This window comes from Pseudomonas sp. RIT-PI-S (assembly GCF_025642975.1).
In the GTDB taxonomy this organism is placed as follows: domain Bacteria; phylum Pseudomonadota; class Gammaproteobacteria; order Pseudomonadales; family Pseudomonadaceae; genus Aquipseudomonas.
Window position 1 is genome coordinate 1 of sequence record NZ_JANZKJ010000011.1, and the last position, 13854, is coordinate 13854.

At 66.3% G+C, this 13854-nt stretch carries 12 protein-coding genes and 1 riboswitch; of the genes, 5 read left to right on the forward strand and 7 right to left on the reverse strand.

The features are described 5' to 3' along the window. The coding region (locus OGL93_RS15560) for an MFS transporter (protein ID WP_263263711.1) at nucleotides 1-746 on the forward strand (746 nt) is incomplete at its 5' end. A gap of 10 nt (nucleotides 747-756) precedes the next feature. On the opposite strand, the gene OGL93_RS15565 is transcribed toward OGL93_RS15560, so the two are convergent. After that, nucleotides 757-1794 carry a dienelactone hydrolase gene (locus tag OGL93_RS15565; protein WP_263263712.1) on the reverse strand — a complete coding sequence of 346 codons (1038 nt, stop codon included), beginning with the start codon at nucleotides 1792-1794 and terminating at the stop codon, nucleotides 757-759. 196 nt (nucleotides 1795-1990) lie between these two features. Beyond that, nucleotides 1991-2821, reverse strand: coding sequence for an undecaprenyl-diphosphate phosphatase (locus OGL93_RS15570; protein ID WP_263263713.1), 831 nt, complete (start codon nucleotides 2819-2821; stop codon nucleotides 1991-1993). Between the two features lie 218 nt (nucleotides 2822-3039). Between OGL93_RS15570 and OGL93_RS15575 the strand changes: the two genes are divergently transcribed. After that, a complete protein-coding gene (locus OGL93_RS15575) occupies nucleotides 3040-3564 on the forward strand; it encodes an AAA family ATPase (RefSeq protein ID WP_263263714.1) in 525 nt (174 codons plus the stop codon). 219 nt (nucleotides 3565-3783) lie between these two features. Beyond that, on the forward strand, nucleotides 3784-4062 hold the full coding sequence (locus OGL93_RS15580; RefSeq protein ID WP_263263715.1) for a hypothetical protein: 279 nt from the start codon (nucleotides 3784-3786) through the stop codon (nucleotides 4060-4062). A gap of 69 nt (nucleotides 4063-4131) precedes the next feature. On the opposite strand, the gene OGL93_RS15585 is transcribed toward OGL93_RS15580, so the two are convergent. The 5 genes from OGL93_RS15585 to OGL93_RS15605 all read right to left on the reverse strand — a co-directional run bounded on the left by OGL93_RS15585 (nucleotide 4132) and on the right by OGL93_RS15605 (nucleotide 11389). Further along, nucleotides 4132-4743 (reverse strand): VWA domain-containing protein, encoded by a 612-nt coding sequence (locus tag OGL93_RS15585; protein WP_263263847.1) that lies wholly within the window; start codon nucleotides 4741-4743, stop codon nucleotides 4132-4134. Between the two features lie 41 nt (nucleotides 4744-4784). Continuing rightward, nucleotides 4785-5777 (reverse strand): AAA family ATPase, encoded by a 993-nt coding sequence (locus tag OGL93_RS15590; RefSeq protein WP_263263716.1) that lies wholly within the window; start codon nucleotides 5775-5777, stop codon nucleotides 4785-4787. Between the two features lies 1 nt (nucleotide 5778). Further along, nucleotides 5779-9555: a cobaltochelatase subunit CobN gene (cobN, locus tag OGL93_RS15595; RefSeq protein WP_263263717.1), complete on the reverse strand. Its 3777-nt coding sequence runs from the start codon at nucleotides 9553-9555 to the stop codon at nucleotides 5779-5781. Nucleotides 9556-9558: 3 nt separating this feature from the next. After that, nucleotides 9559-10623, reverse strand: a complete 1065-nt coding sequence (gene cobW, locus OGL93_RS15600; RefSeq protein ID WP_263263718.1) for a cobalamin biosynthesis protein CobW — start codon at nucleotides 10621-10623, stop codon at nucleotides 9559-9561. 90 nt (nucleotides 10624-10713) lie between these two features. Beyond that, nucleotides 10714-10921: riboswitch (cobalamin riboswitch) on the reverse strand. Between the two features lie 18 nt (nucleotides 10922-10939). Then, nucleotides 10940-11389 carry a PACE efflux transporter gene (locus OGL93_RS15605; protein WP_263263719.1) on the reverse strand — a complete coding sequence of 150 codons (450 nt, stop codon included), beginning with the start codon at nucleotides 11387-11389 and terminating at the stop codon, nucleotides 10940-10942. Nucleotides 11390-11484: 95 nt separating this feature from the next. Between OGL93_RS15605 and OGL93_RS15610 the strand changes: the two genes are divergently transcribed. Both OGL93_RS15610 and mexE read left to right on the forward strand, forming a co-directional pair. After that, a complete protein-coding gene (locus tag OGL93_RS15610; protein WP_263263720.1) occupies nucleotides 11485-12375 on the forward strand; it encodes a LysR substrate-binding domain-containing protein in 891 nt (296 codons plus the stop codon). Nucleotides 12376-12606: 231 nt separating this feature from the next. Then, a complete protein-coding gene (gene mexE, locus OGL93_RS15615; RefSeq protein WP_263263721.1) occupies nucleotides 12607-13842 on the forward strand; it encodes a multidrug efflux RND transporter periplasmic adaptor subunit MexE in 1236 nt (411 codons plus the stop codon). Nucleotides 13843-13854 lie beyond the last annotated feature (12 nt).

Genomic DNA, 13854 nt, shown 5'->3' on the forward strand with positions numbered 1-13854 from the left:
AGGTGATTTCCTGGAACGGCATTGCCTCGTACGGGGCCATTGCGGTGGGCGCCCCCCTGGGGGTGGTGATGACGGCTGACCTGGGCTTCCACTCGCTGGGCGTAGCGTTGTTCGCGCTGGCGGCGTTCGCGCTGTTGATGCTGCGCAAGCGCCCCTCAGTGCCGGTGCTGCGGGGTGAACGCCTGCCGTTCTGGTCGGCGTTCGGCCGAGTGGCGCCTTATGGCCTTGGCCTGTGCCTGGCGTCGATTGGCTACGGCACGCTGACCACCTTCATCACCCTGTATTACCTGGAACAAGGCTGGGCGGGCGCCGCGTTCTGCCTGACCGCGTTCGGTGCGTGCTTCATCGTGTCCCGTCTGCTGTTCATCAACGCGATCAACCATTACGGCGGGTTCACCGTGGCCTTTGCCTGCCTCAGCGTGGAAACCGTAGGCTTTCTATGCCTTTGGCTGGCGCCATCCCCGGTGTTCGCGCTGATTGGCGCCAGCCTGGCGGGCTTTGGCTTGTCGCTGGTGTACCCGGCGCTGGGCGTTCTGGCCATCGAGCAGGTGCCGCCGGCCAGCCGTGGGTCGGGCCTGGGCGCCTTCGCCGTGTTCTTCGATATCGCCCTGGCGCTTGCGGGCCCCATCATGGGGGCGCTGGCTGCCAACGCCGGCTACGCGGCGATCTTCCTGTGCGCCGCCGGGCTGTCGGTGGTCGGGTTGGCCCTCATCGGTTGGTTGTCCCGTGAGGGCGCAGCCCGCTGACGGCCATTGGCTACTGGTCGGCGGTCTGCCAACCGGCCCGGCTCGGCCGCGCCAGGGATTGAACAAAGAAGCGGCCGGCCTCATCGATCATGTTGCGATGGATACCGGCGCGGTCCACGCCGTCGGCATCCTTGCACAACGCTGGTAGCTCTCGTTCCTGCTCCGCGGTGCATGGCGCCATGAAGACGAAGTGCCCGGCCCCGGCGAGCGCGTGGTAGCGCGCCTTCAACGGCAGTTTGCGCGCGAGCGCCTCGGCGTTTTTGTCGACCGCGACCAGTTGGTCGTTGTCGCCGGCGTAAATCAAGGTGGGCACATGCACTGTCGACAAGGCATGGCGACCGAACATCAGGCTCAGCGGGGCCATCAGCAACAATGCGTGCACCCGCGGGTCTGCCTTGGCCGAGAGGTCGCTGCGGTCGGCCACCAGCTCGCCGTGCAGCCGGCAGGCGTCCATGTCATGCGGCCTTTCGATGCAGTAGGTCTTCAGGCGAGAAAGGTCGGGCTGCGCGCCAGACAATATCAGCGCGGTTTCGCCTCCAGCGGAGTAGCCGATCACCCCCACCTCGGCGGCGTTGACGAAGGGCGACAGCATCGGCTCGCTGAGCGCGGCGGTGATGGCGGCAGAGATTTGCAGCGGCCGGCCATACAGGTTGCTGAGGGTACCCAGGCGGCTCTGGTCCAGGTAGTTATCGCCCGGGTGGAGCACCGCGACTACCACGAAGCCCTTTTGCGTGATCGAGGTGATCAGGTCATGCAAGGCCAGGGGCGTTCCGGTGTTGCCGTGGGAAAGCATGAGCATCGGGAAGCGACCCATGGCGATGGGCGCTTCCTCTGTGGCGGCAACCTGGTAACCCTCCACCCGCGAGGTGTGCCCCGCCTCCGCGGACGGGTAGAACGCGTACGCATGCATGGGCTTGTTGTCGAGGGGATCGAGGAAAGTCAGGCGGTGAAAGCCCACGCCCCAATGGGCATGCGGCGCAGCTTCGATTTGCACCGAAAACAGGCTCAGTACCACCAGCACACCCAAACATGCACAAAGACGCTTCATGCCTACGCCCTCAGACCCTACCGCGAGCGCGCTTGCAGGCAGCGCCCTTTGCCTTGCGCCCGGCCAGGTACCGGGGGCACGCTCGTAGAAGCACAAGTCGGGCCAGCTGCGGCGTAGTCGAGCCATAACGCTCGGTTACCTGGGGGGCATCAGCGCATATCGACTGGCGCCCACGGCGGAGGTTCAGCGCAATTCCTCAGCCCTGGGCGGTCGACCAATCAATCCAATGAAACTGCCAGCTCAACAGAATCAGCAGGCCAAAGGCCACCCGATACCAGGCGAACACCGCATAGCTATGGTGGGCAATGAACTTGAGCAAGCCCTGCACTGCGAGCATCGCGAATAGGAAGGAGACTACGAAGCCCAAGGCGAACACCGGTAAATCGGACGGCTGGAACAGATGCCGGTACTTGTAACCGGAGTACACGGCCGCACCCACCATGGTGGGCATCGCGAGAAAGAACGAGAACTCCGTCGCCGCGGTGCGCGACAGGCCGAACAGCAAGCCGCCGATGATGGTCGAGCCGGAGCGCGAGGTCCCTGGAATCATCGCCAGGCACTGGGCGCAGCCAATTTTGAGGGCGTCGGTCCAGTGCATATCGTCGACCTCGTGGATGCGCACCGTATGCTCGCGTTTCTCCACCCAGAGCATCACCAAACCACCAAGGATCAGCGCCACCGCGACAGTCACAGGGTTGAACAGGTACTGATGGATCGCATCGGAAAACAGCACGCCCAGCACCACCGCTGGCAGAAAGGCGATCACCAGGTTGGCGGTAAAGCGCCGTGCGCTCGGTTGGGTGCCAAGGCCGCTCACCACGGTGAGGATCTTACCCTTGAAAGCCCACACTACGGCGAGGATCGCGCCCAACTGGATAATGATATTGAAGGCCATCGCCCGTTCGCCGCCGAACCGCAGCAGGTCTGCCACGATGATCTGGTGACCTGTACTGGAGATCGGTAGGAACTCGGTGAGCCCCTCGACGATGCCCAGGACGATAGCCGAAGCGGCCGTCCACATGTCCATTCAATTCCCCCCGCGAGGCCGTTCGATGACGGCCTTCTAATATGTGTTTCGGTCCACTTTGGTGATGCGTCGGAAGTGATTGAAGCGCCGAGCGTTTTTTTTTGCATCCACCTCCGGCGGGGCGATTCTGACCGAAGCTCAAGGGCAACGCCAGCGCGGTAGGGCGCGATATCGAGGCTGCGGGTTAATATGTCAACATTTTCACGAAGGAGCCTCTCATGAAGGTGGTAGTACTCACCGGGCCGGAGTCGGTCGGCAAGAGCGCGCTCGCCGTTCATCTGCAACGCCTGCACGGCGGCCTGCTGTGTGGCGAGTACGTACGTGACTTCATTGACGAACAGCAGCGCGACACCACCCTTGCCGATATCCCCGCCATCGCCCGGGGGCAGTTGGCGCGAGAAGATTGCGCGCGGGCGCTCGATCCAGAGTGGCTATGGCTCGATACTCACTTGCTGAGCAACATCCTATGGAGCGACGTGCTCTTTGGCAGCAGCCCAGCCTGGCTCAACGAAGCGCTGCTGCACCGCCGCTACGACCTTCACCTGCTGCTGGAACCGGACGGCGTGCCCTGGGTGGCTGATGGCCAACGCTGCCAGCCGGATGCGACCGATCGTCGCGCATTTTTTACTGCCTGCTGCGAATGGCTCGAAGACAAAGGGCAGCACTACGTCGTGGTCGGCGGCGGCTGGGCGGAACGTCAAGCCCAGGCAGAAGCGGCTATTTCCAGGTTTTTCGGGGCTTAGGCACAACGCAGAAAACAGAGGCCGATCGTCGGCCGAGGGGAATTTCCCTTCGCCCAGATGCTCTTACGGGCAGTGAGTGTGGGCCGCCTTCTATCCAAAGCGTTGAGAAATAGTTGTAGCGGTTGTGACTCGCCGGTCGCGTCAAGGCATCAGTATCCTAACTGCCGCCTCCATTTGACGCGGCGCTTGTCAAGCCAAGCCTTAAGAGAGCAAAAACTCATGGACGCAACGCTGCGTGTCAACGAAGCCCTTCTGATCGCCGGCCACGCTTTCGAACCCTTCCACTGCGTCGCCTGGACGCAGCAAGACGGTGACGGCGCGCTTAGCCTCACCGTGATAGACGACCACACCAGCCACAGCCTGTGCCGCGCTCAGTTGCCGCTGAGCGCTTACTCGGACCCGCAAAAGCTGGCCACTGCCCTCGAAGAAGTGCGCGCTGGCCTGTCGCGTCATGGCTATAGCCTGCAGCCATGGACCATGCCGGTGTTCGCGCACTGAGATCCGGGGTTCGCGGGCTTTGCCCGCCCCCACAAGCATTGGCGCGCTCAACCTAGGCGCAAGCCTCTGTCAACGCTCCGGCAAGCCCTCGAGGTGCTGATAGTCCGCCGCCAGCGCCTGCGCCAATTGCCTGCCTTTACCCAGGCGGACGCTACCCAGCTCGATGTCCAGCAGCAGGGTCTCGCATCCCAGGGCGTGCAACCCCTGCAAGGATTTGAGCCGGCCATCGGTCACCACTACACAGCGCTGTGCTTGCCCAGGCCGCGAGCGGCGTTGCCGGGCCAGCCAGCCACGCGCCTCCTCCAGCGCCTCAAGCAAAGGCGTGCCGCCGCCCGCGCCCAGTCCATCGAGCCAGGGCGTCAATGCAGCCGAAGCCTTGAGCCCGTGGCGCTGCCATTGCGCCCCGGTGCCGCTGGCGGTCAGTAATGCCAGGCGGGCGCGTTGGCGGTAGGCCTGATCGAACAATGCTTGTAAAAAACCTTTCGCCCGAGCCAGCGAGCCGTTGCGTCGGGTGGAGGCCGAGGCATCGACCAGCACCAACCATAGCGGCGTTACCGGCGCCAGGCCCTGATGCCACTGCAGGGCAGCGCGGCTGCGCGGCCGCCCCTTGGCCAGCGTGGCCACCCAGGCTATTCGCTTACCGCTGCCACTGGCGCCCGCGCCGTTGCGCTGGCGCGCCAGCAGTTGCGTTCGTTTCGCCCCCGCCCGTTGCGGGTGAGGGCTCAGGGCTTTTTTGGCCAGCTCGGCAAGCCCGTTCGCGGGCCAGTCGGCACCGGTTGCGCGGGCAGTTGGCCCCAGTTACCGCTACTCCGAACACTTTCCCCAACTTGCGGCGGCGTTGCTTGCTGGCCAGGCGGCGTAGGCTGCGGCGGCGTTTGGCGCCGGTGCCGCAAGGCGAAATCAGCCACGCTGTCGATGTCTTCTGGGCTGATCCGAGCCGCCCCGCGCCAAGCCGCATGCGCGCGCGCCGCACGCAGCCAGACCAGGTCCGCGCGCAAGCCGTCGACGCCCGCCTGGTGGCAGGCCTGGCTGATGCTTTGCAGTGCCTGGTCGTCCAGCGGAACCTGGGTCAAACGGTCCCGAGCGTGCCGGCAGCGCTCGCTCAACGCAGCTTGTTCGGCCTGCCATTGCGCGCAGAAAGCGCCGGGCTCGGCGTCGAACATCAAGCGGCGGCGGATGATGGCCTGGCGTTCTTCAGGGGCCGGGCGCTGCTCCAGCGCCACATTGAGGCCGAAGCGGTCGAGCAATTGCGGCCGTAGCTCACCTTCCTCTGGGTTCATCGTGCCGATCAGCACGAAACGCGACGGATGCTCATGGGAAATACCGTCACGCTCCACCCGGTTAACGCCACTGGCGGCGACGTCCAGGAGCAGGTCCACCAAGGGGTCCGGCAGCAGGTTCACTTCGTCCACGTACAGCACCCCACCATCGGCCTTGGCCAGCACGCCTGGCGAGAACCGGACCTGGCCCTGGCCGAGGGCGGCGTCGAGGTCCAGGGTGCCGGCAACGCGGTCTTCACTAGCGCCCAGCGGCAGGGTCACGAAGGGCGCACCTTCAAGCAGATCGGCCAGGCCCCGCGCCAGGGTGCTCTTGGCCATGCCCCGGGGGCCTTCGATCAGCACGCCACCGATTTTCGGGTCGATCGCCGCCAGGCATAGGGCCAACTTGAGCCGGTCGGCGCCAACGACCGCAGCCAGCGGATAATGAAACGACATGTCAGCCCTCTTCTTCGCTGTCGAGCAGCAGGTCTTCAAGCGCCTGCCGGTAGGCGCCAGGCTGCTGCCAGAGGCCCCGCTGCTGGGCCTCCAGCAGGCGCTCGGCCATATCGCGCAAGGCATGGGGATTGTGCTGGCGAAGGAACTCGCGATTCTGCGCGTCGAGCAGGTAAGCATCGGCGAGCAACGCATATTGGTGATCGTCGATCAGCCCGGTGGCCGCGTCGAAGCCAAACAGGTTGTCCAGGGTCGCCGCCATCTCGAAGGCGCCCTTGTAGCCATGGCGGCGAGCCCCTTCGATCCATTTCGGGTTGGCCGCGCGGGCGCGCACCACCCGATTGAGTGCCTCTTTGAGGGTGCGAATGCGCGGTACGTCGGCCTGGCTGTGGTCGCCGTGATAGCTCGCCGCCTCACGACCGCTCTGTTGCCGCACCGCCGCCAGCATGCCGCCCTGGAACTGGTAGTAGTCGTTGGAATCGAGCAGGTCGTGTTCGTGGTTGTCCTGGTTCTGCAGCACTGCCTCGACCTGCCCCAGCCGCCGCGCCAGCTCGGCGCGGGCCGGGGCGCCCTCGTCGCTGCCGCCATAGGCATAGCCCGAATGGTTCAGGTAGGCCTCGGCGAGGTCGCTCCGCTCGGCCCATTGCCGAGACTCCACCACGCCTTGCACGCCCGCCCCATAGGCGCCGGGCTTGGCGCCGAAGATCCGCCAGCCGGCCTGGCGCCGAGCCTCTTCGCGGCTGGCGCCGCCGGCCTCCAACTGTGCCTGCTCGGCCCGCACTCGCGCGGCCAGCGGGTTCATTTCAGCTGGCTCGTCCAGTTCTGCGACCGCTTGAACGGCGGCGTCGAACAGCCGGATCAAGTTGCCGAACGCATCACGGAAGAACCCGGACACCCGCAGGGTGACGTCCACCCGGGGCCGGTCAAGCAGGCTCAGGGGCAGGATCTCGAAATCGTCCACCCGCTGGCTGCCCGTGGCCCACACGGGGCGCACGCCAAGCAGGGCCATGGCTTGGGCGATATCGTCGCCACCGGTGCGCATGGTGGCCGTGCCCCATACCGACAGGCCCAAGTGGCGCAGGTGGTCGCCGTGGTCCTGCAAGTGGCGCTCGAGCACCAGGTTGGCTGAAGCGAACCCCAGCCGCCAAGCCGTGGGCGTGGGCAGGTTGCGCACGTCCACGCTATAGAAGTTGCGCCCCGTAGGCAGCACGTCCAACCGGCCACGGCTTGGCGCGCCACTGGGGCCAGGCGGAACGAAACGGCCCTCCAGGGCGGCGAGCAAGTTGGCGGTTTCCGCTGGGCCGCAGGCATCCAGTGTCGGCGCAACCTGCAGGGTCAGGCTTTGCAGGATAGCCCGCACGCCCTCCCACTCCTGGGGTGCGGGGCACTGCCACGTGCCGTCCAGCGCGCCTGCAATGACCAGGTTGCCGAGCAGTTCCAGCCGCTCCCGGGTATCGCCGTGGGTGCGCCACGGGCTTGGGTCCAGGGCGGCGAGCAGGGCCGGCCGCGGCCCCTGCCAAGGGTCGCCGAACACGCAATCGAGCGGATCGAAGCCCAGCTTCAGCGCCGTGGCGAGCGCTCGCGGCAAGCTGGCGTCGCCGCCCTTGCCCGCGCCCCGGGGCACCCGCAGCAGGGCTGCCAGCGTGTCGATGCGCAACCGCCCCGCCGGCGACTCGCCAAACACATGCAAGCCATCACGGATCTGCGACTCTTTCAGGTCGCACAGGTAGGTGTCCAGCCGCGGCAGCCAAGTGTCCGCATCGCCCAGCGCGGCGTCGCCCAAGCCCAGCTCGCGGTCCAGCTCGGTGGCGCGCACCAAGCCAAGGATTTCCCCTTGCAGCTCCAGCGCGCGGCGGCGGTCAAGCAACTGAGCGTCGTAGTACTCGTCCGCCAGCCGCTCCAGGTCGCGCAGCGGCCCGTAGCTCTCCGCTCGGGTAAGCGGCGGCATCAGGTGGTCGATGATCACCGCCTGGGTGCGCCGTTTCGCCTGGGCGCCTTCCCCAGGGTCATTGACGATAAAGGGGTAAATGTTGGGCAGCGGGCCGAGAAGCGCATCCGGCCAGCAACTGGCGGACAGCCCTACGCCCTTGCCCGGCAGCCATTCCAGGTTACCGTGCTTGCCTACATGGATCAGCGCATGCGCGCCGTAGTGCAGGCGCAGCCAGAAATAGAACGCCAGGTAGCCGTGCGGAGGCACCAGGTCTGGGTCGTGGTAAACGGCGCTGGGGTCCAGTTGATAGCCACGCGCCGGTTGAATGCCCACGAAGGTTTCGCCCAAGCGCAGGCCGGCGATCATCAAGCGCCCGGCGCGGTGCATCGGGTCCGCTTGCGGCGGCCCCCAGCGTTCGATCACCGCGTGCTGGCACGCCAGCGGCAACGCCTGGAACGCTTCGGTATAGGCATCCAGCCCGAGGCTCTGGGCGCAGGGCCGGGCGTCGAGGTGGTCGAGATCGTTGCTGACGCCCCCGAGCAGCGCCTGGATCAACGCGGTGCCGCTCTGTGGCAAGTCGCCTACCGGGTAACCCTCTGCCGCCATGGCATGGAGGATGTTCAACGCCGCCGCCGGGGTGTCCAGCCCTACCCCGTTGCCGATACGGCCGTCGCGGGTGGGGTAGTTGGCCAGGATCAGGGCGATCCGCTTGTGCCCGGCCGGGGTGCGTGCCAGGGCGATCCAGTTGCACGCCAGCTGGGCCACGAACGCCATGCGCTCGGGATGGGCGGCATAGCACACTACATCGCTCTGGCTGCGCTCGCTGCGCCAGGCCAGGCTCTTGAAGCTGACCGCGCGGCTGATGATCCGCCCGTCCAGCTCCGGCAACGCCACATGCATGGCCAGGTCGCGTGGGCCCAGCCCTTGCGCGCTGGCCTCCCAGGTGGGCTGGTTATCCTGGGCGCAGATCGCCTGGATCACCGGCACGTCTCGGCTCAGCGGGCGCTGCCTGGGCGCATCCGGGCTGGCCAGGGCAAAGCCTGTGGTGTTGATGACCAACGCCGTTTCCGTCTGCTCCATCCACGCTTCCAGCTGCGCCAGGCAAGGGGCTTCCTTGAGGCTGGCGACAGCCACGGGCAGCGGGTTGAGCCCGGCGGCGCTGAGTGCCTGGCAGAAGGTATCGACGAAAGCGGTGTTGGCCGCCTGCAGGTGGGACCGGTAAAACACCAGCGGCACCACCGGCGCTCCCGGCTGCCAATCGGCCTGCCATTGATCGAGCCGGGCGGTGCCGTGTTGCGGGTGATACAGGCTGACCCTGGGTAGCGCCGCGGGCGGCTGCCAGGGCAAGGGCGACGTCAGCGCAGCCGGGAAGGCTTCAGCGGCCAGGTAGGCATACAGCGAGCGGGCGTTATCCAGCCCGCCCTGGCGCAGGTACTGCCACACGTTGGCCGCCATGGCCGGTGCCTCGGTGCCCAGCGCTGCCAGTTCCGGATCGGGGCGGTCGTCACCCGGCACCAGCACCAGGCGCACCCCCTGCTCGGCCAACCGAACCAGCTGTTCCACCCCATAGCGCCAGTAACCCACGCCACCGTGCAGCGACAGCACGATCAGCTTGGCATGGCGCAGCACCTGGTCCACGTAGAGGTCCACCGAAGCGTGGTTCTGTACCTGCATCGGGTTGGCCAGGCGCAGGCTGGGGTAATCCTCCGGCAGCCCGTTCGCGGCCTCGGCAAGCAGTGCCAGGTGCGAATCGCCACTGCACAGGATGATCAGCTCGGCCGGGCTTTGCCCCAGGTCGGCAATGTTGTCGTCCGGTACGAAGCCGCCGGGCTGGGTGCGTAGCAGGTGCACCGGTCAGCCGCGCAGCGCGTGGTTCAATTCTTCACGCAAGGCGGCTTCGTCCAGCGCCTGGCCGATCAGCACCAGGCGGCTCACACGCTCCTCGCCCGCGCCCCAGGGGCGGTCGAAGTGGCGGTCGAAACGGCTGCCCACCCCTTGCACCAGCAGGCGCATGGGCTTGCCGGGAATAGCGGCGAAGCCCTTCACCCGCAGCACGCCATGGCGCTGCACCACGCCTTCCAGGGCGCTGAGCAGAGCCGCCTCTGGCGCTTCGGGCAGTTGCACCCAGATCGAGTCGAAAGCGTCGTGATCGTGGTCGGCTTCTTCGCCGTCGTGGTGCTGGTCGTGATGAGTCGGGCGGCCGTCGATGTGCGCCTCGGATTCGGCGCCCAGGCCCAGCAGCACGGCCAGCGGCAGCTTGCCAGCGCTGGCCTCGATCACCTTGACCGCGGCTGGCAACTCTTCGCTGACCTCGGCGCGCACCCGCTCCAGGCCAGCAGCGTCGATCAGGTCGACTTTGTTCAACACCACCAGGTCGGCGCTGGCCAACTGGTCTTCGAACAACTCGTGCAGCGGCGATTCGTGGTCCAGGTTCGGGTCCTGCCGGCGCTGCGCATCGACCTGATCCGGGAACGCGGCGAAGGTACCGGCAGCGACCGCCGGGCTGTCCACCACGGTGATCACCGCGTCCACGGTGCAGGCGTTGCGGATCTCTGGCCACTGGAAGGCCTGAACCAGAGGCTTGGGCAGGGCCAGGCCGCTGGTTTCGATGAGGATGTGGTCCAGGGTGTCTCGGCGGGCCACCAGCTCGCGCATCACCGGGAAGAACTCTTCCTGCACCGTGCAGCAGAGGCAGCCGTTGGCCAGCTCGAACACACGGCCGGCCGCTTCTTCTTCGCTGCAGCCGATGCTGCATTGCTTGAGCAGGTCGCCGTCGATGCCCAGCTCGCCGAACTCATTGACGATCACGGCGATTCGGCGGCCCTCGGCGTTATCGAGAATGTGCCGCAGCAGAGTGGTTTTGCCGGAGCCAAGGAAGCCGGTGACGATGGTGACGGGAAGCTTGCTGAGCGTTTTCATCGGGTGCCCCTGGCACTGTGGCGGGCAGGCAAGCAGGCGCCACAGGCACGCCTGCGGGCATGTTCGCACCGGATCACCCCGCCCGGTTGAAAGAAAGAATTCGAACGAGGCAGGTCTCCTGGCTCACGGCGCCGTGGGGTTAGCCAGCAGCGGCCCGGCGCCTTCCCGCGCAGCGCGCAGTGGCATCGACCAGGCTTTACCGTTCACAGTTGCGGGGGCAGCCGCGGCTTGTAACCGCATTCCCTTTTCACTCCGCACAGGCCTTGGCCTTGGGAGCACCTCGAACGGGCAAGCCTACGCAGTGGTAGGCCTTAGGTCAATCTGCCGTAGGACAACTGCGCACCGCCACAGGGCTCTGCCGAGGCAGGCCGAAGGCTTTGTCGAAGGCCCATTGAAAGCCGTAGGCATAAATGAAGAAAAACGCGAACAGCCCCAGGTTGGTAACGAAGGCGACGGCGGGGGTTACGCCAAGGCCCTGGGCCATGACCGGGGTGAGTATCGCGGTCAGACCGCCCTCGAAGCCGATCGCATGCAACAAGCGCCTGCCTGGGGTTCGCTCGCGCCAGCCGCGGCGCCGTTCGAATGCCTCGAAGCCGTGGTTGAATATGACGTTCCAACCCAGTGCGATAGCGCTGATCAGCACCGACAACGCGGTGGAGTGGCCCATGCCCTGGTCGAATGCCAAAGCCAGGGCTGGCGCTACGAACACCAGCGCACCGGCTTCATAGAGCACGGCCTGAACGATCTTGCGTGATACGCCTTGCATGTGGAGAGCTCCTTCAACGACGCAGCGAGCATCGATGGTTGAGCGCCTGGGCGCAACAAAGTAGATTTGGCCCACCCCAAACGAGGCTAACGCCAGTGTTCGCCCAGCTTCCCCTTACCGCCCTGCGTGGTTTCGAATCCGCCGCCCGGCTTGGCAGCTTCGCCGCCGCCGGCGAAGAACTGGGGGTCACCCCCGCCGCCATTTCCCATCAGGTCAAGGCACTGGAGCAATGGCTCGGCGCCTTGCTGTTCGAGCGCACCGGCCAGGGCGTACGCCTGAGCGACGCGGGCAAGCGCTTGCAGGCGGGCCTGCATCAGGCGTTCCTCGGGCTGAACGCGGCGGTGGCGCCGCTGCTGCCCGATGAAGCGACCAACACGCTGGTGATCAACACCACGCCGGCCTTCGCCAGCCTGTGGCTGATCCCCCGCCTGGCGGACTTCTATGCCCGCTGCCCTCACCTGAACGTGCGGGTGGAAACTGGCGAGGAGCTGGTGGACCTGGCCCGCGATGCCTCGGTGCACCTGGCCGTGCGCGCGACCTTCAGGGCCGAGCCAGACCTGTACCAGATCTCGCTGCTCGAAGAGCATTTTGGCGTCTACACGCCCCATGGCTGGTCGCCGTCGGTGGCACAAGCCCCGGTGTTGATCGACATGCCTTGGGCCAAGAGCATACCGGGCACCCCAGACTGGCCGCAGTGGTGCGCACTGGCCAACCACCAACACTGGCTGGCACGCCCGGGTCGGCGCGTGTACGCAGACGAGCAGCACGGGCTGCTCGCGGCCATTTCCGGCCACGGCCTGGTGCTCGCCAGCGACGTGCTGGTGGCCGACAGCGTGAGCAAGGGGTTGCTGCGCCCCTACCTGCCCCACCTGCGCCTGCCCGCCGCCACCTATCGGCTCAGTTGCCTGCCCGGCCGCGAGCGCCTGCCAGCGGTGCGTATGTTCATGGACTGGGCGCTGGAGATGGCGGCGCAGCCCGGTTCGTAGGGGCACGCCCAGGGACTCATGGCGAACATGGCCACCCGGGGAGTGGGCAAGGTCCGCTAACAGATGAAGCCAGGGGCCCTCAGGCTGGCGCCGATTCCAGCAGATGCCCGAAGGGACCGATCGCCTCGAATCACTGGCACTGATAGTTACCTTCGAACCATTCGATTCGTCGATGGTCGCGCGCGTCGCCAGAATCCGTCTATTCCAGATCAATAAATGGGCGGGCCAACTATGGAACAGTCACTCAAACCCTTGCATTACCCCATTGCCGTGCTGGCGCTCGCCGTGCTCGCCGCGTGCGGCAAACCCCCAGCGACCGCCCAGGCGCCGCAAGCGCCGAAGGTCAACGTTGCCCAGGTGCTGGAGCAGCCGGTCAACGAATGGGACGAATTCACCGGGCGCCTGGAAGCGCCAGAAACCGTGCAGATCCGCCCTCGCGTGTCTGGGCAGATCGACCAGGTGGCCTTCAGCGAAGGTGCCCTGGTGAAAAAAGGCGATCTGCTGTTCCAGATCGACCCCCGCCCCTTCCAGGCCGAGGTCCATCGCCTCGAGGCGCAGCTGCAACAAGCCCGGGCCAACGCCACCAACAGTGATAGCGAAGCCAACCGCGGCGAACGCCTGCGCAGCGCCAATGCCATTTCGGCCGAGCTGGCCGATTCGCGCAACAGCGCCGCCCAGGCTGCCAGGGCCGGCGTGGCGGCGATCCAGGCGCAGCTGGACCTGGCCCGCCTGAACCTGAGCTTCACCCGAGTGGTGTCCCCCATCAGCGGGCGTGTGGGCCGTGCCGAGATCACCGCCGGCAACCTGGTGACCGCCGACAGCAGCCTGCTCACCAGCGTGGTGTCCACCGACAAGGTGTACGCCTACTTCGATGCCGACGAGCGCGCGTTCCTCAAATACAGCCAGCTCACTCGAGAAGGCCGTGTGGGCGCCGCAGCCCCGGTATACATGGGGCTTTCCAACGAAGACGGCAACAGCCACCAGGGTCAGCTCAACTTCCTCGATAACCAGGTGAACCCGCAGACCGGCACCATCCGCGGCCGCGCGGTGTTCGACAACCGCAACGGCGAATACACCCCGGGGCTGTATGCGCGGCTCAAGCTGGTGGGTAGTGGCGTTTACAACGCCGTGCTGATCAAGGACGAGGCCGTGGGCACGGACCTGGGCAAGAAGTTCGTGCTGGTGATGGACAAGGACAACAAGGCCACGTATCGCAATGTAGAGCTGGGGCCGAAGATCGAAGGCCTGCGCATCGTGCGCAACGGCCTGGCCAAGGACGACCGCATCGTGGTCAACGGCCTGCAACGGGTACGCCCGGGTTCCACCGTGGACCCGCAAGCCGTGCCCATGGCCAGCCCCGAAACCCTTGCCGCGTTGGCGAGCCAGCGCCAGGCACTCGAAGCCAGTAACCCGCCCGCCACGCCTACCCAGCAGAAGCTGGCAAGCACCGCTACCCCACGCGGCTAAAGGATCAGCGTC

Coding starts and splice junctions, on each gene's coding strand:
- OGL93_RS15565 (WP_263263712.1), bottom strand. CDS start 1,794: ATGAAGCGTCTTTGTGCATGTTTGGGTGTGCTGGTGGTACTGAGCCTG.
- OGL93_RS15570 (WP_263263713.1), bottom strand. CDS start 2,821: ATGGACATGTGGACGGCCGCTTCGGCTATCGTCCTGGGCATCGTCGAG.
- OGL93_RS15575 (WP_263263714.1), top strand. CDS start 3,040: ATGAAGGTGGTAGTACTCACCGGGCCGGAGTCGGTCGGCAAGAGCGCG.
- OGL93_RS15580 (WP_263263715.1), top strand. CDS start 3,784: ATGGACGCAACGCTGCGTGTCAACGAAGCCCTTCTGATCGCCGGCCAC.
- OGL93_RS15590 (WP_263263716.1), bottom strand. CDS start 5,777: ATGTCGTTTCATTATCCGCTGGCTGCGGTCGTTGGCGCCGACCGGCTC.
- cobW (WP_263263718.1), bottom strand. CDS start 10,623: ATGAAAACGCTCAGCAAGCTTCCCGTCACCATCGTCACCGGCTTCCTT.
- OGL93_RS15605 (WP_263263719.1), bottom strand. CDS start 11,389: ATGCAAGGCGTATCACGCAAGATCGTTCAGGCCGTGCTCTATGAAGCC.
- mexE (WP_263263721.1), top strand. CDS start 12,607: ATGGAACAGTCACTCAAACCCTTGCATTACCCCATTGCCGTGCTGGCG.